The organism is Bacteroides zhangwenhongii (assembly GCF_009193325.2).
Taxonomy (GTDB): domain Bacteria; phylum Bacteroidota; class Bacteroidia; order Bacteroidales; family Bacteroidaceae; genus Bacteroides; species Bacteroides zhangwenhongii.
The window spans coordinates 3,343,703-3,370,643 of record NZ_CP059856.1; the positions used below are offsets into that span (position 1 = coordinate 3,343,703).

The 26,941-nt window shown below is 41.0% G+C and carries 13 protein-coding genes and 2 tRNA genes; 3 read left to right on the forward strand and 12 right to left on the reverse strand.

Going from position 1 to position 26,941, the window contains the following annotated elements:
* Positions 1–10: 10 nt before the first annotated feature.
* Positions 11–1,699, reverse strand: a complete 1,689-nt coding sequence (locus tag GD630_RS13615) for a S41 family peptidase (RefSeq protein WP_143868161.1) — start codon at positions 1,697–1,699, stop codon at positions 11–13.
* Positions 1,700–1,744: 45 nt separating this feature from the next.
* Entirely contained in the window at positions 1,745–2,734 is a 990-nt protein-coding gene (locus GD630_RS13620; RefSeq protein WP_022275432.1) for an adenosine kinase, read from the reverse strand.
* Between the two features lie 77 nt (positions 2,735–2,811).
* On the opposite strand from GD630_RS13620, the gene GD630_RS13625 reads away from it, so the two are divergent.
* Together GD630_RS13625 and GD630_RS13630 are read left to right on the forward strand one after the other, a co-directional pair.
* Positions 2,812–2,885: transfer RNA gene (locus GD630_RS13625), tRNA-Asn, on the forward strand.
* 28 nt (positions 2,886–2,913) lie between these two features.
* Positions 2,914–2,987 (forward strand) — tRNA-Asn (locus GD630_RS13630).
* Positions 2,988–3,048: 61 nt separating this feature from the next.
* Here the strand turns inward: GD630_RS13630 and GD630_RS13635 are convergent.
* The 10 genes from GD630_RS13635 to GD630_RS13680 form a co-directional block, all read right to left on the reverse strand.
* Positions 3,049–4,074, reverse strand: coding sequence for a GntR family transcriptional regulator (locus tag GD630_RS13635; RefSeq protein WP_143868163.1), 1,026 nt, complete (start codon positions 4,072–4,074; stop codon positions 3,049–3,051).
* A 131-nt stretch (positions 4,075–4,205) separates the two neighbouring features.
* Positions 4,206–6,458, reverse strand: coding sequence for an FAD-dependent oxidoreductase (locus GD630_RS13640; RefSeq protein WP_238482995.1), 2,253 nt, complete (start codon positions 6,456–6,458; stop codon positions 4,206–4,208).
* 73 nt (positions 6,459–6,531) lie between these two features.
* Positions 6,532–9,027, reverse strand: a complete 2,496-nt coding sequence (locus GD630_RS13645) for a beta-glucosidase (protein ID WP_238482915.1) — start codon at positions 9,025–9,027, stop codon at positions 6,532–6,534.
* Between the two features lie 16 nt (positions 9,028–9,043).
* Positions 9,044–11,089: an SGNH/GDSL hydrolase family protein gene (locus GD630_RS13650; protein WP_211200537.1), complete on the reverse strand. Its 2,046-nt coding sequence runs from the start codon at positions 11,087–11,089 to the stop codon at positions 9,044–9,046.
* Between the two features lie 2 nt (positions 11,090–11,091).
* Positions 11,092–14,520, reverse strand: coding sequence for a glycoside hydrolase family 88 protein (locus GD630_RS13655; protein WP_143868166.1), 3,429 nt, complete (start codon positions 14,518–14,520; stop codon positions 11,092–11,094).
* A 3-nt stretch (positions 14,521–14,523) separates the two neighbouring features.
* Positions 14,524–17,136, reverse strand: a complete 2,613-nt coding sequence (locus GD630_RS13660) for a glycoside hydrolase family protein (protein WP_143868167.1) — start codon at positions 17,134–17,136, stop codon at positions 14,524–14,526.
* An 18-nt stretch (positions 17,137–17,154) separates the two neighbouring features.
* The gene (locus GD630_RS13665; RefSeq protein WP_143868169.1) at positions 17,155–18,861 is read right to left on the reverse strand and encodes a DUF5017 domain-containing protein; all 1,707 of its coding nucleotides are present in this window, start codon (positions 18,859–18,861) and stop codon (positions 17,155–17,157) included.
* 31 nt (positions 18,862–18,892) lie between these two features.
* The gene (locus GD630_RS13670; protein WP_143868170.1) at positions 18,893–20,500 is read right to left on the reverse strand and encodes a RagB/SusD family nutrient uptake outer membrane protein; all 1,608 of its coding nucleotides are present in this window, start codon (positions 20,498–20,500) and stop codon (positions 18,893–18,895) included.
* 23 nt (positions 20,501–20,523) lie between these two features.
* Positions 20,524–23,664: a SusC/RagA family TonB-linked outer membrane protein gene (locus tag GD630_RS13675; RefSeq protein ID WP_238482916.1), complete on the reverse strand. Its 3,141-nt coding sequence runs from the start codon at positions 23,662–23,664 to the stop codon at positions 20,524–20,526.
* A gap of 348 nt (positions 23,665–24,012) precedes the next feature.
* On the reverse strand, positions 24,013–25,050 hold the full coding sequence (locus GD630_RS13680) for a LacI family DNA-binding transcriptional regulator (RefSeq protein WP_143868173.1): 1,038 nt from the start codon (positions 25,048–25,050) through the stop codon (positions 24,013–24,015).
* Between the two features lie 211 nt (positions 25,051–25,261).
* On the opposite strand from GD630_RS13680, the gene GD630_RS13685 reads away from it, so the two are divergent.
* Positions 25,262–26,941 carry a sodium:solute symporter family protein gene (locus tag GD630_RS13685; protein WP_143868175.1) on the forward strand — a complete coding sequence of 560 codons (1,680 nt, stop codon included), beginning with the start codon at positions 25,262–25,264 and terminating at the stop codon, positions 26,939–26,941.

Genomic DNA, 26,941 nt, shown 5'->3' on the forward strand with positions numbered 1-26,941 from the left:
TAATATATTATTATTTCTTAGCAACCGGTGCACTCAGCATTTCCTTATATTTCACCGGATCATTCAATATCTTCACCGCTTCTTTCAAGCCGTCGTCGTCTTTCAGCTGCTGGATAATATTACCACGCTGATAGTAATAACGCTTAATAATTTCCGAAGCGATCATCTTCTTTATATCACCGGAAAAGTAATCCAAATCACGGTCAAGATCGTGATTCAACTTCTTCTCAAGCGCCTTGAACTCTTCCGAAGCATCCGCCATATATCCTTCAAACTCGGCTGCCTCTTTCAAGGTTTTCAGAATCTTTTCGCTTTGCTGGTCATACTTGAAATCAGCTTTCTTCACCAATGCCTTAAAGTCATTATAATCAGCGTCGGTTACTTCAAACTTCTCCGGAGCAACAATGGTAGGATGCTTTAAACAATATTGGGTAGCATAATCGAAAATTAAATTATCACGTACCAGATAGAACAAAATATTCGGCAACTTCTCTTGCTTGATAACAATATCCGGCATTACACCACCCCCGTCGCGGACCTCACGCCCTGCAGCGGTATGAAACACCTTAGTCAAACTATCCGGAATGGTTCCAACACTTCCATCTTCATTACGATGCTTGTAGTCAATAGCCTGCACACAACGTCCGCTTGGAATATAGTATTTGGAAGTGGTCACTTTCATTGTTCCCCCATAAGGCAAAGAACGCGGAACCTGAACCAATCCCTTTCCAAAAGTACGGTTACCGACAACAACCGCGCGATCGAGGTCCTGTAAGGAACCCGATAAAATCTCAGAAGCAGAAGCAGTTCCGCTATTTACCAGAACCGCTACCGGAATATCCAAATCCAATGGTTCACGTAATGTTTTATAAGTATTGCTGGCTTGTTTGATTTTTCCCTTAGTCGTTACAATCACCTTTCCACGCGGCAAGAAATAATTTGCTATCTCTACAGCCTCGTCCAACAAGCCACCCCCATTCCCACGAAGATCGATAACCAACGAGGAAGCTCCTTGCTTCTTCAAATCCAAGAATGCTTTCTTGAACTCCTTCGAAGGATTGCCGGAAAAAGTACTCAGATTAATATATCCGATATGATTATCAAGCACTGCAGCGTATGGAATGGCCGGATTCTGAATAGATTCACGTACAATGGTGAACTCCATCGGTGTACGTCCCCCCTTTACATTCGGGCGTTCCACTTTCAACTTAAAACTAGTTCCCGCCTGTCCGCGTAACATCTGGCTGACTTCTGCATTGTTCTTGCCTGCAAGGTCTTTTCCATCAATTTCCATCAAAATATCTCCGGCTTTTAATCCAGCCTTAGCCGCCGGTGTGCCCTCGAAAGGTTCGGAAATCATAGAGCGTTTCAATTTCGTATTATAAGTAATGTAAGAACCGATACCACCGAAAGATCCTTTTATCATCTGCTCCAACTCACTCTGGTCTTCCTCCGGAAAATACTCCGTATAAGGGTCCAACGTGAAAAGCATATTATCGATCCCCTCTCTGATCGTCTTATTCGGATCAATCGTATCGACATAGAACATATCCAATTCTTTCACAATCGCATTAAATATATCCAGGTTCTTGGCGATCTGGAAATTGCGGTCGTCACCACTCTTGAAACTAAAGAAAGCTACGATAGCCGTAACCGCTACCGCAACAACAGCTATCCGCCCATTCAGCAATTTTTTCATACCTCTTTTCATATAAATGAATCGTAAAAGTAACTCAATACTTGGTTATTCAGCCAGAATCCTGTTAATATTTAACTTAATTTCATCCCAGCGTTCTCCTGATATTGTCGTACCGATTGTCTGGATAACATTTCCCGATAGAATAGAACCTATTTTAGCACACTTCTCCAATGAATATCCACACGTCAGACCATATAGAAAACCTGCAGCAAAATAATCACCGGCTCCGGTCGTATCCATCACTTTCTTTACCGGAATAGCGGAGACTTTAATTTCTTCTGTCCCTTTGCGAATATAAGAACCATTTGCCCCCACTTTTACGATGGCAATACTGCATTTCTTCGCAATGATTTCCAAAGCCTCCTCCGGTTCCTTACCCGTAAACGCTTTCGCCTCTTCCTCATTTGCAAAGACAATATCTACATACTTATTTATTAATAAGGAGAAAAAGTCCATATCACCGGCAACTATATTATAACTTGCCATATCAAGACAGATTTGCAAACCCGCCTCTTTCGCCAACTCAATGGCATGAAGAATCATTTCATGGTCCTGCACCAGGTATCCCTCTATAAACAAGTATGCATATCCTTTAAACATATCGAGAGATAACTCTTCAGCTTTCAATGAAGCGGCAGCTCCCAAATAAGTCCCGAAGGTACGTTCTCCATCCGGTGAAATAAAAGTGGATGCAACACCGGAAGGCAACTGTTCAGACACCAATACTTTATCCTCAATATTGTTTTTCCGAAGATTTTCACGAAAAAAATCTCCATAATGATCATTTCCTACTTTTCCGATAAAACCAGTTCCAGCTCCCAGACAAGCCAGTCCAAGTATAGTATTTCCTGCCGATCCGCCTGTTGCCAGATGCGTTTTCATCTGCGAGAATTTTGCGTTAATCTGCTGTAGCTTAGCATCATCAATAAGTTGCATGCTTCCTTTGGGCAGCCCCATTTCATCCAAAAGCGTATCATCCTTTAGGGTTGCAAGTACGTCGACTAGGGCGTTGCCCAATCCTATTATTTTATCCATTTCTAATATTTTTTTTGCAAAGATATTGCATATTTCAAAAAAACCTAGTACTTTTGCATCGCAATTGAGAAAAACATTCTTCCTTAGCTCAGTCGGTTAGAGCATCTGACTGTTAATCAGAGGGTCCTTGGTTCAAGTCCAAGAGGAAGAGCAAAGTTGAAAATCTTGATCGCAAACATTCTTCCTTAGCTCAGTCGGTTAGAGCATCTGACTGTTAATCAGAGGGTCCTTGGTTCAAGTCCAAGAGGAAGAGCAAAAAAGAAGCCGCCTGAATGGGTGGCTTTCTTATTTAATATCATTAATAGAACTTTCTTTTAAAGAGAGTTACGTATAATCACTTTCGTCGGGTTACGCTTATATATTACATTTTTATTCAAAATAACAGAAGCCGCAGCCTTCCCCATCATCTCAAAATCTGTAGAAATGACAGTAATGCCTCCTTCCAATATTTCTTTTACAGCTGTGTCATTATAAGAAATCAAACCTATTTCCTTACCTAACTCATATCCTTTCTTCTTTGCCAGTTTAATCAAGGATACATCATCCGTGTCATATCTACTAAAAGTAATATAAGCATTCCCTTTACGAAAATTTTTCTCTTCTACATTCGATTCTATAGAATATGGCAGTTCGCTTTTTACACAATAGTGCAGAAAACCATCAATTACTTGTTGTGCATGAATTGCTTCCGGACGCGCTATCAGAATCAGTTTTTCATATTTTTTCAACCGATCCTGCAACTGTAAAAGACTACAATAGATATCATAGCCATAATCTTGATAAATACAACTATAGTTACCACTCAATCCTTGTTGGTTATAATCTATGATTATTCTTTTTTCAGCCGGAATCAGGTTTAAAACATCTGTCACCTCTTCCTTCAAAAAAGTAGCTATAATATAATGCGTATAATTGCCCAAGTTTTCTTTAATGAGTTTCTCAAAAACTTTATAGTTATGATGATGAAAGTAAATGTCAATATCTCCCACATCCTTCAAAGATTTGAAGATAGAACGATAGATCTGTTCACGCATCACATTCATCTTATCCAATAATAGAAATACATGACAAGAATGGTTTATAGAGACCTTCTTTACAAAATACCCTTTTCTATAAATCGCTTCAATTACCCCCATCTCCAATAAGTAATTCAACCCTTTCAGCAGAGTCTCCTTACTCATGCGCAATTGTGTTTGTAGCTGGTTTAGTGAAGGTATTTGATCGCCTATCTGAAGTGTTCCATCTTCAATTAGTGAATTAATATAATCCACTAACTGAAGATACTTCATTCGTGAAGCAGGTTTCTTCTGTTCCGTTATATCAAGATTCTCGTTTTGCATTACGACCAAGATTAAATAAAATTTTAGCAAATATACTTAAATACCATGATAAAGCAAACTATTAGACAGACAAAATCTTATACCTTCTCCACACTCTCACAAGAACAATCTTTTATTCAAAATATATTGAGTTATTCATAACACTTTACTGCAAATAAAGCTGCTGGGATCAGGCCGGAAGGATGTTCCAGAACGATTCTGATCTCATCCGTAACCAACTTCTCTGGAAATATGATCTCATTTATCGATTGATGATTATCATTCTTCTCATAAATCAATTGATTTGCGCCATCATATATTCTATATTTCTCTACACAGAACGGCATTTTATTTTCCGGATGTGTCATTTGAACTGTTTCCATAGGCTGATCATAATCTGTATCAAAAAAGAGAGAGAGCTTCCCGACAGAAATAGCAGCATCCCATTTAATTGTCAAAGTCGGATTCGGATCTTTCAATTCTGCCACCCAAGCATTTGGTGATTGAACCGGACGGTCAATACCATTATTAATATTCGAAACAGAAAAAGCATAACAGTCTTTTTCTGTTCGAATAGCGATATTATATCCCTCTGGTCTCCGCTTCGGACACCAGAACTCAAATTCCTCTATTCCAATATCTTCTCGGGGAGTTTGTTTTCCAAAGTTGGAAACAGCTTCATTCACCGTATTAAATACAGACAAAATTCCAGTAATCCTTTCTTGAGTATATTGCAACTGCACCAAAGGATTTTTCTTGAAAACAAGAAAAACATATTGCTCCTCCGGCATCACTGTTCCAAAAACTAACTCTAACTGTTGTTTACCTTGATGCAAAGCTAGTATTTTAGTTTCCAGAACCACATCCGGAGTATGATTGAATGCTTTACTGCTAATACGAAGTTCCACTTCCAAAGCTGTTTCTTCAGAAGCGCAAAGATCAACTTGCACTTTTCCCAATACATCCCCTTTTTGTAAAGGAATCATTTGAGCTACAGACTCATCCAGCACCTGCATCTCCCCATCCGCCGGAAACCCCTTAAAATGGTACTCACTGGATGCAGTCAAAGTCGCTTTCGTTACCAAATTCTCTTCGTCCCTGATTATCATATCAGGGATATACTGCCCCATTCTTGATAATTTCTTTTGCAATTCAGATACTTTCCCTAAAGAATATACTTCTCTCGGAGAGATGTTTTCTTTCAGACACATCGTCGCAGCCATCGCAACAGCCTGAGCACTGTGTGCAGAAGTAGCCATTACACGGGTTGAACCGAAAGCAACATGCGATACACTAATAATTCTTCCTGCAAGAAATAGATTCTCAATTCCCCTGCTATAAAGACAACGGTAAGGAATCTGATATACCCCTTTCGAATGCCACTGATTACAAGCAGATTCCTCACCGAACACGCCGGCTGCCGGATGTAAATCAATACTCCATCCGCCATAAGAGACCGCATCTTCATGATGTCTTTGTTCTATGACATCTTGCTGAATCAGCATATAATCGCCTTCAAACCTTCTGCTCTCCCGTTTTCCGGGAATACAGCCTACCCATTCCAGCGTCATTGTCTCCGCTTCCGGATATTTGCCCGAGTTCTTGATATAATCCCAGGCTCCATAAATAACCTTCCACAGTTCCCATTTAATTTGTTCCGTATCATGTACCGTATCCAAGTCGCCGCCATATTCAACCCACCATAATTTACAACCATGTTCTTTCGCATTGAAACTACGAAATCGGGGAACAGTCTTCGTGACATCCATCGCATAAGAAGGAGCTACATATTTAACCGATTTGCCAGTATCTTTTGTGTAGAAATATAAACTGTGTCCCAAAAGCTCACCATAATCCTCATCCGGTGCAAACTTTTCGCCAAACTCCTCTCGGCTTTCAGCCCCCATACGATAAGGAGCCCCGGAAAGAAAACCGACAACACCATCACCAGAAGCATCACAAAACAAAGGAGCAGTTATTTCGTACATAGTACTGTTCTGGCTACAAAACCCTCTGACACTTTCTATTTTATGACCAGCACTCTTTTTTACCTCATACACGCAGGTATTCAGCAATAAAGTTATATTTGGTTCGCTTACCACCTTGTCAAGCATGACAGAATCAAAAATGATCGGATTTCCCTCCGGATTGCGGAACGTATTTTCCACCATAATTTCATCTATCACACCGCCTTCACGCGCCCAGCGATTATTATTTCCCATATGAGAAGTTGCTCCGAGCATCCACAACCTTATTTCGCTGGAACCATTCCCCCCCAATACCGGACGATCTTGTATAAGCACTACTTTCAGACCTTGACGAGCCGCAGTTATAGCAGCACAAACCCCTGAAATACCTCCGCCTACTATTACAAAATCAGCCTGAAGGGCATCCGTGTTAAACATTCTCACACTATTAAACTTATCAAGTACCATCTTCTCGTATCTAATTAATTTTACTTCTATTTTAGCTCTAAACCTACTTTTCTATCTGTATCACCTTACGCAACCGGATGTCGTCGGACGCACTTCCTACAAGCACTTCGTAACTTCCCGCATCATAATCAAAATCTTTCAATTCCGTCTTATAATAAGAGAAAGCATCCTTATCCAACGGTATTTCTATTTCTTGTACGGCATTTTTCCTAATAAAATGCTTGGCAAACCCTTTAAGCTCCTTATAAGGTCTTTCAACCTTCGGGTTTATAGGCCGAATATATACCTGTGCTGTTTCTGCTCCGTCATGCTTCCCTGTATTTTTTACAGTAAACCGGACCTTAACCGCCAAGTCTCTGCCTTTTTCCCTGTCTATACGTAAGTCAGAGTATTTAAACGTGGTATAAGACATTCCATAGCCGAAGGCAAATTGGGGTTTCGTTTCACTGACATCGTAATGTCTATACCCCATAAAAAGTCCCTCTTTATATTCTACCCGCTTATCACCATCCCTATCGTAATAATATGGATAGGCCGGATTATCTTCCCATTTCTTTTCAAAAGAGATAGGTAGTTTCCCACTGGGGTTTACCTTCCCAAACAGAATTTCAGCAACAGCCGTTCCACCCTCCTGACCGGCATACCACAAATGCAACAAAGAAGGAACTTTATCTATCCATTTTGACATATCCACATTTCCACCCGCATTCAGCAGCACAACCGTATTGGGATTGGCAGCCGTTATACACTGCACTAAACTGTCCTGATATTCGGGCAACTCGAAAGGACGATCATTACTTTCACGTTCACTACTTTCATTAAATCCAATGTTCACAATAGCCACATCAGATTTCCTGGCAATCTCTACAGCCTCATCAAAAAGCAATCTATCCTCTCTCCATCCAAAAGAAATATCAACAGGATGTACATTAGCAAAATATTCAAGGACAATAGGATATTCCTTCCCGGCCTCCAACGCCAATACAGTCTCACGAGTCGTTATTCCTTGGTCTCTCCACTCATTAATCACCATTTCCGTACCAATCTTCAAACGGAACCCATCGAACCCTCTGACTATGAACCGGTAATTAGCAGTCTTCTCCGGACGTACGACTCCACTCCATCGCATGGAACAGTGGTCATACGGAATGCCTTTATTTTCGGCAGCAATATGCCAGCCGTTACCTATATTAACAATCGTATCTATCACAGTTCTTGCCGGCGCTCCCTTTAAACGGATATTATCAAAGTATTCAGCTTTAAGTCCTTTAATCCGACTTCCCACTTCTGTAAAGAAAGTAGCATTAACCACTGTTTCTGTCAAGGTAGGTACTCCGGGTGCATACACAATCTGAAGATCCTGTCCGACATTCTTTAACCCATCCAATACTGAAACAGAATGAAACGGAAATGTATAAGAACTTCCACCTCCCGATATATAAGAGTTTGCATTAGGACCAATCACAGCAACAGACTTCACTTTTGAAGGATTCAATGGAAGTAGGCCATTCTCATTCTTCAATAATACAATACCTTCTCTAGCCAACTCCAATGCCACTTTTGCCGCTTCCGGGTTATTGTATGGAATAGAACTATCCAACTGTTCATTATCAAAAAAACCGAACCGGAACATTATTCTCAGAATTCTCTTCACTTTCTCATCAATAGTCGCTTCCTTCACTTTCCCAGCTTTTATCGCAGGAATCAGATTCTCCTTATTCATCCACTTGGCACGCGGCATTTCCAAGTCCAAGCCACCATTAACCGCCCCCACAGCGTCATAAGTAGCCGACCAGTCACTCATTACAATCCCGTCAAATCCCCATTGTTTTCTCAACACCTGATTGTTCAGATAATCATTCTGCGTGGCATGCACTCCATTTACCGGATTATAACTGTCCATAACAGCACCTGCCCCCGCTTTCTGAATGGCGGCTTTATAGACAGGCAGATAAATTTCATGTAACACCCGTTCATCAATATCACTGCTTACATTGTTCCTGTCCCACTCCTGATTGTTCGCAGCGTAATGTTTCAGAGTTGCCACTACTTTCTGATCCTGCAATCCTTTTACATAGCCTATGGCTACCTGAGAGTTCAAATATGGATCTTCCGTGAAATACTCAAAATTTCTTCCGCACAAAGGAGAACGCACGATATTCACGCCCGGTCCCAATAATATATGTACACCACGTGCTTTGGAATCTCTCCCCAATTGCTTTCCCAATTCATACACCAGCTCTCTGTTCCAGGTCGAAGCAGTCAGTACCCCTGCCGGATAAGCTGTCGATTTACCATCTTTATGCGTACCGACAGGACCATCCGTCAACTTTATCTCGGGCACACCCAGACGTTCGATTCCCCTTATATAAAAGCCTTTATATCCTCCAATATAATCTAATTTTTCTTCCAATGTCATGCGGTGGAGCAAATCATTCGTCCTGTCCTCCACAGGAGCTGTCTTATCTTTATATATCTGCGCAAAGCCGCCCATAGAAAAACAACTCAAAATCCCAACGATCACTAAATGCTTCATCATTCTATTCTACTATTTGTTATTTAATATACTTGGAGATAACTTCTTTCCATACTGCATAACCTTCAGCCGTCAGATGTAAACCATCCTCCCGATAATGTTCCGGGAATAATTCCCCTTTTGCTGTAAACATCGGATTATATACATCTGCGTAAGCAGTATTCGTTTGTTGCTCTACAAACTCTTTTATCAACGCATTTGTCTGTTCGATCCTCTCTTTGTCTTTCAATCTCCGCACAGACGGTTTGATAGAAATAAAGATAATTTCCGCTTCCGGCTTTTCTTTCCGGAGAATAAAGAACAATCTCTTCATCTGCTCCAATATTTCATCCGGAGTCCATTGGTAACCAATATCATTATCTCCTTCGTAAACAAAAATCTGCCTAGGATGATAAGGGCTTATCAAGCGATCTTTGTAATTAATCAAATCTATTGTTTTCGTACCGGAAACTCCCCGGTTAAGAACCGGCTTCCCGGGAAAATCATCTGCCAAAGTTTTCCAATTCTCCATCGTCGAACTACCCACAAAAAGAATCAAATCTTTTGCCGGAGGATTGATGGAATCCGCCTTTTCATAACGCTTCATTTTCTGTTCCCACTTCAGTTGCTGTGCCAGTTTAGGCACTCCCTTTATGCGTTCGCATGGAATCGGTTTTCCACGTAAGAGTATCCTTCCCAAATAAATTGCAGACTGATCATACTTTTCAGGATGTGCTGTTATATCCTCCCATTGTTTATTACCGAGTATTTTTTTCTTGTCAGCTTTCTCAGAGGAGACTCGAATAGTTACTTGATGAATACCTTTTTCCAACTTTATCACATCATACTGCCCCCGATAACGATTGTTACACCAGAAATTAAAACGATTCAAAGTATAATTCCCGATACGGTCATTCGCTTCATATAGATGAAAACCTTTAGTACTAACCTCTTTCAATCGAACAAATTTTCCATCAATCAGAACTTCCACTTGTCCTACTTCTGGACCGCCAATATCAAACAGACCTATCATATCTCCTTCAAAGCCAAAAGAAAATGATGCCCCTTCCTTACTACTGGTCATCACTGTATCAAACCAACTGGAAAACTTCTTTAAAGAAGGGGTCACTGATGTATTAATCTCTTTCCATGACTTATCAAAAGAGGCAATCTGTGAAGGGATATACATTTCAGCTTCTTCCCACTCCGAACCGAAAAGCGGTTCAGGAAGCATATGTACCTGCGAAGCACTATTTTCTTTTCGTATTTTCTCCAGCCCTCGTGCAATCGCGGAAGCATATAAGTTTCCTCCATCTATGATAGGGTGTACCCCGTCATTAGAAAATAAAAATCTCCCGACAGCAACCTCTTTGGTTCCTTTCCAAAGTAGCTTACCTGCCTTTTCAAGTGCTGCCGCCTCCATGCCTAAATGAATAGAAGGGAGTTGGTAATGTGTTGCAATATCTTCCAATCTTTTAATCACTTGTGGAACATCCCCTTTCTGATAGGCAGTAGTCTGATTCGTATAAATCGTATAAATCAAGCAAATATCCGTATGAGGATTCTCTTTTATAATCTTTCGGATCATTCCTTCCATTCCGTCAGGATAACCACCATTTACAGCAAATTCAATAAAAATAAGATCCGGTTTGTACTGCAATACTTGTTCCCGAATCCGGAAAGCACCCAAATCCGTACCCGTACCGGACACTCCGGCATTAATCCATTTAAAACGGGTATTAGAAAAAGTATTTTCCATGTATCGGGTAGTTTGCAAACGATAGCAGTAATCTCCTTGCGTTATGCTACCACCAATAAAAGCAACCGTAATTTCCTGCTCTTTCTTTATTTTTGAGTAAAAGTTAGGAAGCCCCTTTCTTACCGCGCATTCTTTCTCATCATAATAATTTCCGAGTTGTATCAAGGGAATTTCCTTATCTGCCGTTGTATACACCAAAGGAGAGGCCCCTGCCTGCGAAGCTGCAATCTTATCCAAATCAGCGCGACTTTGTCCATAAACGCAGGGAAATACTGTCATTAATACCATCCCTGTAATAATAGTCCCTAATTGTCGTATCTGTATCATTTTCATTTTGAATTAAGTATGATTTCTTCCGTTTTATCTACCTGTCCTTTCGAACTCACCGTTACTTTGACAACGGCTTTCTCGTCCATTCCCAATTTATAGAAACTCCATTCAAAGGGATAAGAAGAAACAGTACAAGATTGTCCATTACATTCCACCGATACGGACATTTCTTTTTCCTTAGCCGGCGCAGTTTCAGCAAACCCATATACCGAATCCCATCCGAATGGAGAACGAATACGGAATAAGAACACCTTACCGAAAGGTTCCCCCATATCAACCACTTTTATTCCATTTTTCAATACAGGGTAACGATTCTCCTTACGAGTCTCAGCCAAAGGAAACGCCAAAGCCCTGAAACCTTTCCCCGGAACAGATACCTTAACTGCATTTCCAACCCGGTTTACTTTTACTGTCTTCCCTTTCTCCGTATATTGTACAATATCACCTTGACCAACCAATTCGGCAACCTTTTCCAAGCGAATAGTAAGTGATTCTTCTTGTTTAGATTCACCGGATAAAATCACCCAAAAATACTTATCGGAAACCGCAGTCAGATAGTTTACTGTCGGATTATCTATCTGAATCAACCCTTTCTTTATCCAAAGCTTTGCCTTGCTGTCTCCAAATATTTTCCCCTTCTCATTCCCGTAGATACGGTTCGTAAACCATACAAAGCCTTCCTGCTTGCAGGATGGAAAGTTAATATTCCCATTAGAACGTTCTATAGCTTCAGACACCAGGTAATCCCACGTAAATGCCAAATGGGGCGGAATATGGTGATAATAGATCGAGCTTACATCCGGACCCTTATAAGGAAAGTCCGGTGACAGAGTAATATCTGTATATCCTGTAGCATAATATCCCGGATAATTTGTAAACCGCCCAATCACTCCATTCCGGGCATAAGTCTCGTAAATAGGCTTATGAGTATATTGATAGAGGCGAAGCAGATGAGGAGCCCAGTTGCTCATAAAGACCGGACGCACTTGCTTTCCCTTTGTCCGCAGGAAATAAGTGGAAGGCTGTTCAAAACCTAGTCCGACCGGTGAAACAAGCCATTCCGGCACTTGCTTCTCTTGTGCATCGTTCGCCACGCGGGGGAATCCCAGACGATATTTCTCTTTTCCTTTCCACCACAGGTTTGTATTCCCATCAAAACGGTTTCCCGGATGAATCGTTTGTAAATCCTCTGTAACGGCAGGGAAAGATCTGATTCCCGCAATGGTATTAGAAGCTCCATATTGGGCCGCTTTCAAATATTTCTCTTCTTTTGTCAGCTCATACAAGTCAATCAAGTCCCACCACGGAGCATACACATTCGTATTATAAAAAGACATCAATCCCACCGGTTGGGATGAGTTCTTATATATCTGCAAATCTATATACCGGTCGGCTGTAGAAGTAGCAAACCGTTTCCATTTCTCGTCTCCTGTCAAATTATAAGCGGAGATGGCCTGCACCCAAGAAAGAACTTGTGTAGAATATCCCTTTGTTTTTCTCAATGTATCCCCCGGCAAAGCAATTGAAGCCAGCCACGGATTCAATCCTCCTAAAAGACGATGTAAGCCTTCATAATAAGAAGTATTGAACTGCGAATTAAAAGGATTGAGCCGAAGCGTCTCAAGCGTTTTGTTGTATCCGCTTGGAACCAGGTCTGTAGCCCATCTGTATCCACTCCGAGACAATGTATATTCTATTGTTGGTAAAGAGCGTGACAGATAAAATTCTTCATCTTCCGAGAAGACAGACGCTGCGATAATAGCCAAAGGAGCAGCATGTACTACCGTCGGAGCCGTTTCCGGATCTCCTTCAATGTCATAGAATCCTTTAAGACGGGCATCCCATCCGCCATACTCTTCATTACGCATCAAATCCAGAATATTAAACATTGCCTCAGTCAGTGATACCTCTTTTTGCTTCCTGTAATCTTTTACCTTATATACTTGATCCGAAATATATTCTACCACCTCATTCCAACCTGCCGGAAGTATGCCTACCACAAACTTACGTTCAATCACCTGTCCTGCTTTCACATGAGAGTCCTTCATCCCCATAACAGGAGCAAAAGCTACCGGCTGAACCACATTCTGCTCATTCTTGACGGAAAACCCCATCGGAGAAAAATCCACACTTCCCCATTCTTGCGGGAAAGTACTATCATCCCCACATATAAACGATGACATTACTCCACCCAAAGGAGTAGCAGATTCTGCAATAGCTAACGGCTGTTGCATCATTGAAGAAAGCATCATCACCGGATGTGAAGAAATTCGCTTATACTGAAACATCGGCGGAAGAAGTATATTGTTCACATTCGGTTGGGGCACAGGCTGAAAAGCTGAAAGCCCCATACTATACATTCCATCAGTAGCCGGATGACAAAATAATCTCACCTCAACATGATTGCCTTCGGCAGGCAGCGTCCAGTAACCAGTGATAGAAGATCCATTCTTCGTAATATATTGTACTTCAATGCTCTTATTATCCTTGTTCACTGCTTTCACCGGAATAGCTTCACTGAGCACTCCTGCTACATAAGGATTCAAATAATCCTCGTCAGACTGTACCGTGTATTCTTTTCCACCAACAGTAAATGAACTTTTTGACACTGCATTCTTCCAGGAAGGAAAGAATTTATCATTATCTACCGGACTTTGCTCCGCAGTGATAAGAAATACCTTATGATCTTCCATAGTAGACAAGAAACGACGCCAGATTCCTTTCACCTTAATTTCTGTCCGGCAAGCAATCGCCTGGTTGTTTGCTCCAGCTTTTACAAAACTCACCCGAATATTCGGGTTCTCGATATTAGCCACCACCTCTGCATCGGGCGATAATAAAAGCGGAGTAGACACATTATCAAAACCTGAACCTTTCGTCTCTATTTTAACGGGATTTTTTCTCCATTTGCCCACTTCTTTCCTATCCATCTCATTGGGGTTGATAGAGTGATCTTTTACTAATAGGATTGCGTCACATCGGCCAAAATTCCTCTTCGTATCATGCAATCGCAATAATACCTGTTTTTTTGCCAACTGCACACAGCCTGCATTTTCCCAATAGAATCCGACTTTTCCATGTTTTCCAGATTCTTTCATTGGTTTCTCATCCACACTTAAACGGAATAAGCGTGTCCCCGGCAGTTTATCATAATCCGCTGACCTCACCCATACATTATAGTCTCCTTCTTCCATTATATTGACGACTGTAAGCGCATCAAACTGTTCATCAAGACTTCCGCCACCGTTCAAACGGAGCATGGCACTCCCCATGCAATCAGCCGATCTATCTGTTGACCATTTTCCTTTGAACTGGAAAGCCTCAGCTTCAATCAAATATTTATCTTTCTGCGCATACATATTCAGTCCTCCAACCGCAAGAAGAAGGGTGCAAACAAGATTCTTTACTATCCAGTGATTTATGCTCATATCCTATTTATATTTAATCTTTAAAACCGTCAAGCCATATGCATCAATCGTCACATTCCAATTCTCCACCCCATCTACAAGTGTGGAATGACCTTGATTATTCAAGCTAGCAACGTTCTTCACCCGGATTTTCTTTCCGGAGAACAAACATTTCGTATCCATTTCAATCAGAGAAGTCTGCTTTTCATCATCATTATTCAACAAGATAAGGAAAACTGTTTTCTCCTTCTTGTTCAAAGCAGCCATATATTCTATATAAGGATTATCCAGTTTAAATAGTCCCGGACGCATTATCAAATCGGCTTTCGTACCAAATACCGTACCAGACGTAAAACCATAAGTTAGATGGGGGCCCACCTTAGGAGTAATGAATCCACCCGGATAAGTTATCCCGCCATTTGAACGGAGAGATATTTCAGACAATAAATAGTCGGTAATCCATCCCACCTGCCACCAAGCATGATGTGGATAAGGTCCTGCTCCATTATTCATCGAGTCCCAATAATAGGAAGCGACTCCCGTTTTAAAATCCACAAATGCATCTCGTCCTATGGCAGCCGCACGTGCCATATTCAAAAATAATGAATCTTTTGTCAGCCTATACATCCGTACGAACATTCCGGCATGGCTAGCCAATAATATTGGTCCGCGATGATTGGCAGAACCGGCTACTCCACCATGCTCGAAACTCAATCCCACCTGACTGATCTCCCAATCTTTCCGTTCCACTCCTTTCACTTGTTTTACTACTGACGTCGGTATAGGATGCGTATAAACCGATGCCGTATAAATCTTAGCAGCTGATATAGCAGCTTCCTTATACTTTTCGTTTCCCGTCACGTTATACAGTTCCAATAAGGCTTGTACACTTTGGGCTGTAGCGAAATCCGGAACGAAACGAGTATCACCGCAAACGCCTAGGAAATGTCCTTTCTTTACAGCGTTCTCCACATACCAATCCGCTCCTTGTATAGCTGCCTGCAGATATTTCTTATCTTTCAATATCTCGTAAGCAATCAATAATCCATAAAACGTTGGTCGTAAATCTGCAATATCAGTAAAAGTAGGCTTTAATGTCTTATTCTCATAAGCTACTTCCCATTGTCCGTTGGGCTTCATCCATTCCAACAAACGGTCGGCAGCCAGTTTGACATGCTGTTTTAATTCCTTCTGCTGCGGTTCAAAAAGCAGAATATTACCCATATCCATCAACATATAATAAGTGGTTGCAATGGGTTCCGTATAAGGTCCCCACTCTTCGGTAAACCGTTTGCTTTTATACAAATAATACTGTCCGGCAGAGGAACCATAGAGGAAATCTTCCTCCGCATGTTGCTGCATCAATTTAAAGTTCAACGCATTCGGCAGTCTTTTCTGTGTCAAGCGAGGATCATCCGTCAACTTTGCCAACATCCACATAGCTCCATAATCGGAGTTTTTCATAGCATCCTTTTCTGAATCATATACACCACCCAGATAGTCTTGCGCTCCAATCGTCACTCCCTTATATACAAGATTATGCCATTTGGAAGTGCTGTCATTAGTAAGATATGCGTGCATATCATAAAGTCTTTGTGTCAATGAATATTTTGTCTGTTTCAACCTTAGAAAATCAGTGAAACGATAAATATCATTAATCGTATGTTTCAATACAGCATACCAATCTGCTTTCTGAATAGTATAACGGAAAGAGAAAGAAAGACTGTCCCCTACATTCATCAATGAATTCTTCTCTCCCAACACAGGATGATAAAGTGTAGGTGAGAATTCCCCCTCCCGGTTCATAACCGACAATCCGAGTTGCCATTCCGCATGCATCTTTTTATCCTTCGGCCAAGGGTCTCTGCCAGTGCCAGGTTCGGCTGTTACAGCAACGGTCACACCCTTTCTGTCCGTAATCAGTGAGGATAATGTAGAAGCAGTACGTTCTCTTGCCACTACCGGTATGTCGGGGATTCCCTGACCATAGCCATACGCTTGTACAAAATCTGTATTTATAGCATTCCCCTGAAATATTCCGGGAACGGTAGCCCATTGGAAATTATATTTATCTATTGAAACCAGTGAAGGGGTTGCCAAAGAATAGTAACCTGTCTTCTTGGAATGCAATATAAAATCAACTTTTACATCATTCTGATGAAGCGAATCCAGACACCATTTTTCTGTAATCCGCATCGTCTCATTTTCGTACCGGAAACAAATTTCCGTATCAGAAACACGCTTCACTGCCGAAGGATGAAAAACCATATTCTCTCCTGCTTTATTCATGGCAACAGCATTTGTATTCTGTTGCCATGAAGGTATAATATAGCGATATTGCGGAGCTGGGAAAAGAATCTCTTTTCCGGTATTATCATATAGTTTCTGTGGTGCCGTTTCCGGTTTAGAGGAAGCATATAAAACATTATGCTGATACTTAGCTATTTCCATTATCTCCCAACCGTTCGTTCCCTTCACTTTCAACGTTTCTAATGTATATCCATCAACACCCTTTTTCCATCCAAGTTCAAGTTGGTCATTAGCCAATCGCACAACGGACAGTTCCTGGGCTGATAAAGCGACAGATAAGCTTAAAGCTACGACTACAGAAAAATAGCTAATGAAATTCTTTGGCATCCCTTTCATTTTTATCAGTTATTCTTTCACTTCAATATTTAATTTCACTTGCAAATAATTACTTCCATCATACCAGTCAAATACAACCTTATAGACACCGGGAGTATTGTAAGTGTATGTATAATCTTTGGAAGTAACACTATTTAAAGAGACTCCTTTATCGGGGGTACCTTTTCTGATATAAACAGGTTTGGAGATAACCCAATCGTCATTAGTTGGCTTATTAGTACCTCCTATTAACACTAACTGTTGAAGAGTTACATTCCAATTTCGGTTCGGATTTAAACAGTCAACAGCTGTCCACCAATCTTTCGTAGACATCTTCGCTAAATTACTCCTAAAACCTTCCGGAGAAATCAAGTCCATTTCGAACGTTCTGACAATCCAATCATTCCGTTTCTCTACAGCTTCCTCTTCATCTTTATGATGAAAAGCCACAAATATCCGGGCATTAGGATCATCACCAGCAGCTTCTTTCAAACTAACTTCACCTGAAGGCGTTTTATCTGCTCCTGTCGAGAAAGCAAATTTATCTGACAAATCAACCCACGTAGCAGCTTCTACATGTTCCTTTTCGTACACACCATCAAAATCTGTTGATATTTTAAACTTTAAAAGTTGATCCACATCATAACGCACCCATGTCGAAAAATTCACCAAGATGTCATTATCCGCATAGAACCTTTCTCTGAAATCAAAGTTATGTCCACTTTCTCCGGAATAGAAAACTACATTGTTGGCATTATTACCAGTCAAACTAAACGTTATAGGCTCTCCCACCTTACATTCCACTTTATCCGGCAAGACACTCAGCGAAGCAGGAATCTCTTCTTCTACTTTACCTTGCACCTCCACAGTTAGTTTCGTCAATGCATGTTCACTGCCATTATACCAGTCGGATGTGGTTTCGAATACAACCTCATAGATTCCCGGTTTAGTATATACGTACTTATACTCATCCATCGTGGTACTGATGTTCTTCAACGCAACGCCCGTATCCGGAGTTGTTTTTCGGACATCAAAAGGCTGCGAAATAACCCAGTCTACATTCTTCGGCTGATTAGCCCCACCATCAATTAATATCTGGCTGGTAGAGGCAACATTCCATGTCACTGCTGGATTTTCAAAATCAACCACCTTCCAGCCCATAGTAGGCATCGTAGCCAAATTGCTTCGTACCCCTTCGGCAGAAACGCAGTCAAGTGTGATGGAACGAATAATCCAGTTATTCTGCCGTGCTTTCTGTTCATCTTCATAACGGAATGCAACAAATAACTTTGCATCCTCTTCCGCACCGACATACTCTTTCAAATTCACCTCTCCGGAAGGAGTCTGATCATCCCCTACTGAAAAGCGGAACTTATCAGACAAATCAATCCATGTAGCTGCTTCCACATTCTCTTTGTCATAGATTCCACTAAAATCAGAAGAGACCAAGAATTTCAGATTATGATAAATATCTCCATAACGCACCCAAGAATTGAATTTGACCAACAGGTCACCATCCGCATGATATCTTTCTTTATAAGCATAATTATGTCCTACCTCTCCCGAATAGAACACTATATTATCAGGGGTTCCGTTCAACTTGAAAGTCACAGGTTCGCCCACCTGATAAACCTGTTTATCCAGCGCCACATTCAGTTCCACACTTGGAGCCTCATCTTCCATGCAGGAAACCAACCCCACAAGTAACAAACCGCAATATCTTATTATATTTTTCATGTTCGACTATTTTAAAAAGATAAAAAATCAATTACCAACCCTCATTCTGCGTCATCAGCTTGTTGACGGTAATCTCCGTATTCGGAATCGGAAAGAGAACATTACGGTCTGTTATATTCTGTCCTACTCTACTTGCATATTTGAATTCCGATGGAGCTGTCGTTGAAATTTCCGTACCAAAAGCCTTCATAGTAGCCACATATTCTCCCCAACGAAGCAGATCGAGTTTACGCATCCCCTCAAAGCAAAGTTCCCTAAACCGTTCTTTTTTTACTTCTTCCAAGAAATCCGTCTTAGCCAGATCTGCGGGAAGGTCCACTGTCGCATCAACAGTATGAATCGGCTTCCCATAAGCTCTTCTTCTCACTTGGTTGATTGCGTCGTACGCTTCATCGGTAGGACCGTTAACTTCATTCTCTGCCTCAGCTTTCATCAGCAGGACATCACTGTAGCGGATTACAGGAAAATTTGTGGAATTAAAGAGACGTGCTTTTTGTCCTATTTCGTACTCTCTTCTCCATTTACCTGGGTTACGATTATATATCTGAGTAGCCGAGAACATTACTTTCTTAGTTACCTGAACCACTTCTACCTCCTGTGTTTCCTCATTGACCTTTGTTTCTTCCACTACATTATAGTAATAAGGAGCTACATTCCAGTCCTTACGCAAATCACCTTCTCCATACGAATCATAAAGTCTTTTAGAAGCCTTCATCGGGCCTCCCGAGTAGCCTATTGATTCATCACGACACAAAATGCCATTCTCCACTCCTACGGATCCCGCCAAATCTACCGTACCAATTTTGTTACCATACATGCCTATTTCCCAAATACACTCCTTGCTTTCATTAATATCTTGCGAATGATTAATAAAGATTTGTTTATAATCAAAGTTCAACTCATGCTTCGTAGAAGCAATCACCTTGTTGGCATATTCCAAAGCATCCGCATAGCGTGTCTCGTCTTTCAGCGGTTCACCCGCCATTTTAAGGAATACCCTTGCCAAAATAGCCTGAACCCCCGTTTTGGTAATTCGTTCGTTATAACCAAGTGCATCAATATCCAACACCAGCTTTTCCGCCTCTTGCATATCCTTTACAATCTGTTTGTAAATATCCACCAATGGCGATTTCGCCAAATAGTTATCATTGGCAGACATTGTCGGAGCAAGTTTCAAAGGTACTTCACCAAAGAAAGAGGTCAGCAAATAATAGTAATATCCTCTCAAGAAAAGAGCCTCTCCCTTTGCAGCTTTCATCATATCGGTATCCAATTCTTTACCTTCAACGCTATATAACAGAAGATTGGCTCTGTTCACTCCTTCATACAACACTTCCCAGAAACGTCCAACATCCAGATCAGCGGCGTCCATTACGCCTGCACGAATATTAGTATTATTAAAATTATTAGTATAAAAAGACTCGTCACTCAGTACAAATAAGCTGAAAAGTCCCTTACTGTACATTCTTCCGTTTGTGTCAATCAGACGATTATACACTCCGTTCAACGCCTGTAACAGTTCGCTTTCCGTATTATAATAATAATCAGGAGAAACAAAATCAGGTTCCTTATCAAGTATGTTCGAGCAAGAAGTTGCTAACAGACATACGGTCATCCATAACAATATATTATGCTTCATATATACGATTTGATTTTAAAGGTTTAAAAAGAAATATCAACTCCTAATGTTAAAGTTCTCGGCCTTGGATAAGGAGACCAATCGAAAGAGGGCGTCAACGCTGTAGGGCGAGTAGAAACTTCCGGGTCCGGTCCTGAATATTTAGTCCATGTAATCAAGTTCTGCGCAGAAGCATACACTCTCAATGACTTAATATTTATCTTTTTCAGCCATGCGTTCGGCAATCTATATCCTAATGATACCGTTTTCAAACGCAAGAAAGAACCGTCTTCAATAGTACGCGACGAATAAACAGCTGGTCCTTGCCCACCTATCCGGTAGAGCTCGTTTGTCTGGTTCTCGGGAGTCCAACGGTTGGCAAACGAAGCAAACATATTGAGTGAGGTACGGGCATTCGGATCACCACCTTCAAACTCAATACGGTTAGCATTCAGCACATCGCCGCCATAACTCCATTGGAAGAATACGTTCAAATCAAAATTCTTATACTGAAAGTTATTACCAAATCCGCCGATATGCTTTGGATTCGGATTACCGATAATAGTCAGGTCATAGTCATTCACCACTCCATCGCGATTAATGTCCTTGAATTTGATATCTCCCGGCTGAATTTTCTCACGCGCATTTCCATTATTGGGAACACCGTCTTTCAATATATAAGATTCCCCTACCTTATCGAAATCTGTATACTGATAAACTCCATCAAAAATATGTCCGTAGAACATAGCAATCGGATGTCCCGGAATGGCAATATAAGGATAAGCATTGTTGAAATTACCCCAGTTCACACGGCTTGCCAAACTCGGTTCATCATCGTTCAATGACAAGACTTTGTTGCGATTGAATGATATATTGAAGCTGGAAGTCCAGGAGAACTCTTTCGTTTGTATATTTTTAGTGTCAATGGTCAACTCAAGTCCCGAATTGGAAACCGATCCAACATTTCTATAAGCAGACAAAAATCCCATACTAGGTGCCAATGTAGCATTCAACAACAGGTCTTTCGTTTTCTTATAGTAATAATCTGCCGTCAACGAAATCCGATTATCCAAAAACGACATATCCAATCCAATATTAGTCTGTACGGTAGTCTCCCATTTTAGTTTGGGATTTCCCAACGTTTTCGGCACTACCCCTTTGCCCGGTGTATTACCTGTACTGTACCCGGAGTCTGCCGTTATCTGTAAGGCTGTCAGTGCAGCATAGTCCGTCACACGGTTGTTACCTGTCGTACCGATACCTGCCCTCAGTTTACCACTACTAATCCATTTTACATTTTTCACGAATTTCTCTTCACCAAATCCCCAAGCAGCGGAGGCAGACGGGAAATAAGCCCAACGGTTATCTTTTGGGAACTTCGACGAACCGTCGGCACGGAATGAAACGGTCAACAGATATTTGGACTTATAATTATAATCCGCTCTTCCTAAATAAGAGACCAAGCCGTTGGCTGTCTTGCTGATAGTGGCGGACGCCAGTTCACCCTCATCCAGTCCGGCGATCCCCAACGCCTCATTAGGGACATTTATCGCTCTGATTTCATCAATAAATGTACTATTATCCTGCACAGTGAAACCGCCCAGCACTTTCAGACGATGTCCCTTCTTCAAGGGAACATCATATGTCAACGTATTTTCGTTCAACAGGCTAGTTCGCTCCGTGTTGGTTATCCAACCATTCACCTTATTATTAGTATAACGATGTCCCCCCCGAGAGTTAGAGTTGAAAAAGACTTCTTTCCGTTGATGTATCTTATTATATCCACCGGTAATCTTGAGAGTCAGGTTCTTTAAAATTTTATACTCAAAATAAGCGTTACCGATGAAATTGTAAGTAAACAATGGGTTATACTCATTTTCAGCTGCCATCAGAGGATTGATTCGAAGATCGGTAGTCGGATCGGTTGATTCATCATACAAATCGTTCAACAAGTCACTATCATTGACACCTGCTACCGGACGGTATCCCCACAATGCATACATCAAACTCGCTGTAGGGCTGGTCTGCGATTCAGATACAATGGTACCATATTTCTTCGAATATGTATAATTGGCATTAATACCTACTTTTATTTTCTTGGTGATTGTCTGATCCAATACAAAACGACCTTGATACTTTTTATAACCGCTGTTCAACATGATACCTTGCTGATTCACCAATGAACCGGAAACTGAGTATCTCGTCTTTTCAGTTCCACCCCTGACAGCTATATTGTGGCTATGCACCAAAGCATCCCTATACACCTTGTCCTGCCAGTTAATACCTTCGATATTCCGATAATCTTCCAATGTCCTTTCGCCAGCCAAGTAGCGCTTACTGTAAACGTTGTAGTCTGCTTCCAACTGATAACGCACAAATTCATAAGGATCAAGCATTTCCTGCTTCTTGATAATCTGTTGTACACCTACCCAGCCACTATATGTCACGGTAGGCGAACTAACTTTTCCTTTCTTTGTAGTTACCAAAATTACCCCGTTCGCACCTCTCGCACCATAGATAGCCGTAGCCGACGCATCTTTCAATATTTCAATAGACTCGATTTCTTCGGGGTTCAGCATATTCCCCACTGCCATTTCCAGCGGAAAGCCATCCACTACATATAATGGGGAATTATCCTGAGTTACCGAGTTATTACCACGGATAACAATCTGCAAGTCACTACCCGGCTGTCCGTCGGAGGAAGTCACCTGTACACCTGCCACACGACCTGCAAGACTTTCTTCAAAATTAAAAACCGGCGCTTTACGCATATCTTGCACATTCGCCTTTGCAATAGCTCCTGTCAAATCCTTACGAAGTCCGGAACCATACGCAGTAATCACCACTTCATCTAACAATTCTGAAACGGCACGCAAGCGAATAGTCAGCTTCTTTCCATCCTCTACCGTCACTGCCTGTTTTTCGTACCCAATAAAAGAAATCTCTAATTTTGTATTATCTCCATCTATCCGGATAGAAAAATTCCCATCCAAATCACTGATAGTACCCACACTTTTCCCAGCAACTGCCACAGAAGCCCCAATAATAGGTTCTCCTGTTTCAAAATCAATCACCGAGCCAACTACCGTTCGCGTTTTTGCCTGTTGGGCAATCTCCATACTGTTCATTTTTGAGACATCTTCTGCCGAATGTACTACAGAAGAAAAGGAAATAAATAAGTACATAAGACTACAGCATCTAATGTACCACTTCGCTTTTGAAATAACTGCGTTCTTCATGGTGCAATACTTTATTTCTCGTTAACAATTTAAATGGTATATCTAAGTTTTCAACCTTAGCAACTGGTCTACTCTGGTCTGTTAGATTTTGCAAACATAGTGATTATTTATTAAACTCCAAATAAATTTAAAGAAAAAAGCATAATCATTCCTTCAAAGCTCCCTAAAAAGCCCATAAACAAAGGAAAGTGCATTTTTTTTATTTTTCAGAAACAAAAAAAGAAAAACGGGACATACCTCTTTAATATAAAAAGGCTGTGTCCCGCAAATAATTTGGTCCGAGAAAACGCGATTTCAACTCATCTTCCTAAGAGAAGATTCCCTGATATTTAATTTTGCATCCAGAATAACCGACTTCGACAGCATTTTATCCTCATTATTGACATTATGCTTGATTTGCTCCAATAATAATTGTGCAGCATTCCGCCCCATTTCAAAAGTAGGTTGCTCCACACTAGTCAGATTAGGTTCCACAATAAATGCTTCCTTAGATTCGGAAAAACCAACTACTGCCATATCCTCCGGAATTCTAATCTTGTTTTTCTGAAGAGTTTTCATCGCTCCTATTGCCACCGGATCGTTCACTGCAAAGATTCCATCCGGCATTTTTTCCATTTCAAGAATCTGATAAGCCGCCATGATTCCTTTCTCCATCATTATTCCGCAATCGATGATCAAAGACTCTTCAACCGGCAAACCATACTTTCGCAAGGCATCCATATATCCTTTTTTGCGTTTCTGTGCGATAAGCAAATCTTCAGAACCTGCCAAATGAACAATCCGTCTACACCCTTGCTGTATCAAATGTTCAACTGCAGCAAAAGCCCACTTATAATCATCAATAACCACATAAGGAGCACTCAACTCTGCACAAATCCGATTGAAGAAAACCACAGGAAAATTATTCCTAATCAAGTCAGAAAAATAACTGGTATTTTCCGATTCCTGGGTCACCGAGATCAGAAAGCCATCCACCATCTGCGCTTCCAACGCCTTCATATTCCGCAATTCATTCTCATGCGATTCATTAGATTGCATTATCAGCACATGATATCCTTCAGGATTCAGCACACTCTGAATACCCATAATCACTTCAGAAAAGAAAGAATTGACAAATTCAGGTACAATCACTCCGATAAACATGGACTGGCTTTGTTTCAGACTCAAAGAAATCGGATTTGGCTTATAATTCCATTTTTCTGCAAGTTCCAGAACAGCTTTGCGTGTTTCCGGATTAACGTCCCATTTATCACACAAGGCTCTGGAAACTGTAGAAGTCGAAATCTTCAGTTCCTTGGCTAAATCCTTGATGGTCACTCTTGGTTTACTCATAAACTATCGCTCACTCTAAAAAATTTCCCGAATATAATGAAATTCCGGCAATTGGAATGTTAAAACTCCAAGAGTTTAATTTCGGGAACGTTTGCGGTAACGTTCCCGATGATTTATATTCCGAATTACTTGTTTATCTGTAGAATCAAAAATATATTTGCTGCCAGCTTAGATGTTTTTCAAACCTATTTTGTTAACTAAATCATTTGATATGACTACTCTCGACATCATTACTATCATACTATTCTCCCTTGGAGTTGTTTTAGTCGGATTGGCTTTCTCCCAAAAAGGTAAAAGTATGCAATCTTTCTTTGCCGCCAACGGAACCATGCCGTGGTACATGAGCGGCCTCTCACTGTTTATGGGATTTTTCTCTGCCGGCACATTCGTAGTATGGGGTTCTATAGCCTATTCCATGGGCTGGGTTTCAATCACTATCCAATGGACAATGGCAATCGCCGGTTTCATTGTGGGATTACTCATCGCGCCCAAATGGCATAAAACGGGGGCACTCACAGCAGCAGAATATATACATAAGAGATTAGGCAAATCCACACAGAAGATATATACCTACCTGTTCTTATTTATCTCTGTATTTCTTACAGCATCTTTCTTATATCCGGTAGCCAAAATATTAGAGGTTTCCACCGGGCTGCCTTTAAATACTTGCATTTTATTATTAGGAGGGTTATGTATTTTGTATGTGTCTGCAGGAGGATTATGGGCAGTAATTTCCACAGACGTACTTCAATTCGTTATTCTGACAGCAGCGGTTATCATCGTGGTTCCTTTATCTTTCGATAAGATTAACGGAGTTACCGCACTAATAGAGCAGGTACCCGACACATTCTATAATCTTCTGAACGATGAATATACTTTTGGTTTCCTGGTAGCTTTTGGAATCTATAATACTATATTCCTGGGTGGAAACTGGGCATATGTGCAGCGATATACCTGCGTCAAAACACAAAAAGATTCCCAAAAAGTAGGTTATTTGTTTGGAGCCCTATACATAATCAGTCCAGTGCTATGGATGCTTCCACCAATGGTTTACAGAGTATATGACCCTTCGCTCTCATTACTTGATGCAGAAGGCGCATATCTGATGATGTGCAAGGAAGTACTTCCTAACGGGCTTTTAGGCTTAATGATCGGTGGCATGATTTTCGCGACGACCAGTGCACTGAATTCAAAGCTGAATATTGCTTCAGGAGTCATCACCAATGATATATTCAAAAATCTAAGGCCAAAAAGTTCTGACCGTACCCTTATGTACGTCGCAAGAATCTCGACTATTCTCTTCGGAGTATTCAGCATATTGATAGCCATGCTTATTCCTAAAATGGGGGGAGTTGTAAACGTTGTTATCAGCTTGGCGGCATTGACAGGCGTTCCTTTATATCTGCCTATCATTTGGACACTATTCTCTAAAAGACAGACTGCGACTTCTAATATCACGACCACTTTATTAAGCTTGGCAGTCAATGGTTTATTCAAATTCATCACTCCACTGATGGGTTTCTCCCTCAATCGTGCCGAGGAAATGATTCTTGGAGTTACTTTCCCAATCCTATGCCTGGTCATTTTTGAGATATATTATAAAGCAAAGAACAAGGAATCGGAAAAGTATCAATCTTACCTAATATGGAATAAAGAAAACAATGCCCAGAAATTGAAAGAAATCGAAGAAAATGAATCGGCAGAGAAAGCGGGCAATAATTTCAGCAAACGGGTAATCGGTTATGGCATCTTCGCTTCCGGAACTGGCATTGCGATATTGGGTGGTATGGCAGATAACGGACAAAAACTTATCATCACAACTGGCGTTGTTTTTGCTCTGCTCGGATTACTAATGACAAGAAAGCCCAAACCAATAATATCTAAAGATTGA

Excerpts from the sequence above, each read along its gene's own strand:
- GD630_RS13660 (WP_143868167.1), bottom strand. The coding sequence starts at position 17,136 with ATGCCAAAGAATTTCATTAGCTATTTTTCTGTAGTCGTAGCTTTAAGC.
- GD630_RS13655 (WP_143868166.1), bottom strand. The coding sequence starts at position 14,520 with ATGAGCATAAATCACTGGATAGTAAAGAATCTTGTTTGCACCCTTCTT.
- GD630_RS13640 (WP_238482995.1), bottom strand. The coding sequence starts at position 6,458 with ATGTTTAACACGGATGCCCTTCAGGCTGATTTTGTAATAGTAGGCGGA.
- GD630_RS13615 (WP_143868161.1), bottom strand. The coding sequence starts at position 1,699 with ATGAAAAAATTGCTGAATGGGCGGATAGCTGTTGTTGCGGTAGCGGTT.
- GD630_RS13635 (WP_143868163.1), bottom strand. The coding sequence starts at position 4,074 with ATGCAAAACGAGAATCTTGATATAACGGAACAGAAGAAACCTGCTTCA.
- GD630_RS13645 (WP_238482915.1), bottom strand. The coding sequence starts at position 9,027 with ATGATGAAGCATTTAGTGATCGTTGGGATTTTGAGTTGTTTTTCTATG.
- GD630_RS13675 (WP_238482916.1), bottom strand. The coding sequence starts at position 23,664 with ATGTACTTATTTATTTCCTTTTCTTCTGTAGTACATTCGGCAGAAGAT.
- GD630_RS13685 (WP_143868175.1), top strand. The coding sequence starts at position 25,262 with ATGACTACTCTCGACATCATTACTATCATACTATTCTCCCTTGGAGTT.
- GD630_RS13650 (WP_211200537.1), bottom strand. The coding sequence starts at position 11,089 with ATGATACAGATACGACAATTAGGGACTATTATTACAGGGATGGTATTA.
- GD630_RS13680 (WP_143868173.1), bottom strand. The coding sequence starts at position 25,050 with ATGAGTAAACCAAGAGTGACCATCAAGGATTTAGCCAAGGAACTGAAG.
- GD630_RS13665 (WP_143868169.1), bottom strand. The coding sequence starts at position 18,861 with ATGAAAAATATAATAAGATATTGCGGTTTGTTACTTGTGGGGTTGGTT.
- GD630_RS13670 (WP_143868170.1), bottom strand. The coding sequence starts at position 20,500 with ATGAAGCATAATATATTGTTATGGATGACCGTATGTCTGTTAGCAACT.
- GD630_RS13620 (WP_022275432.1), bottom strand. The coding sequence starts at position 2,734 with ATGGATAAAATAATAGGATTGGGCAACGCCCTAGTCGACGTACTTGCA.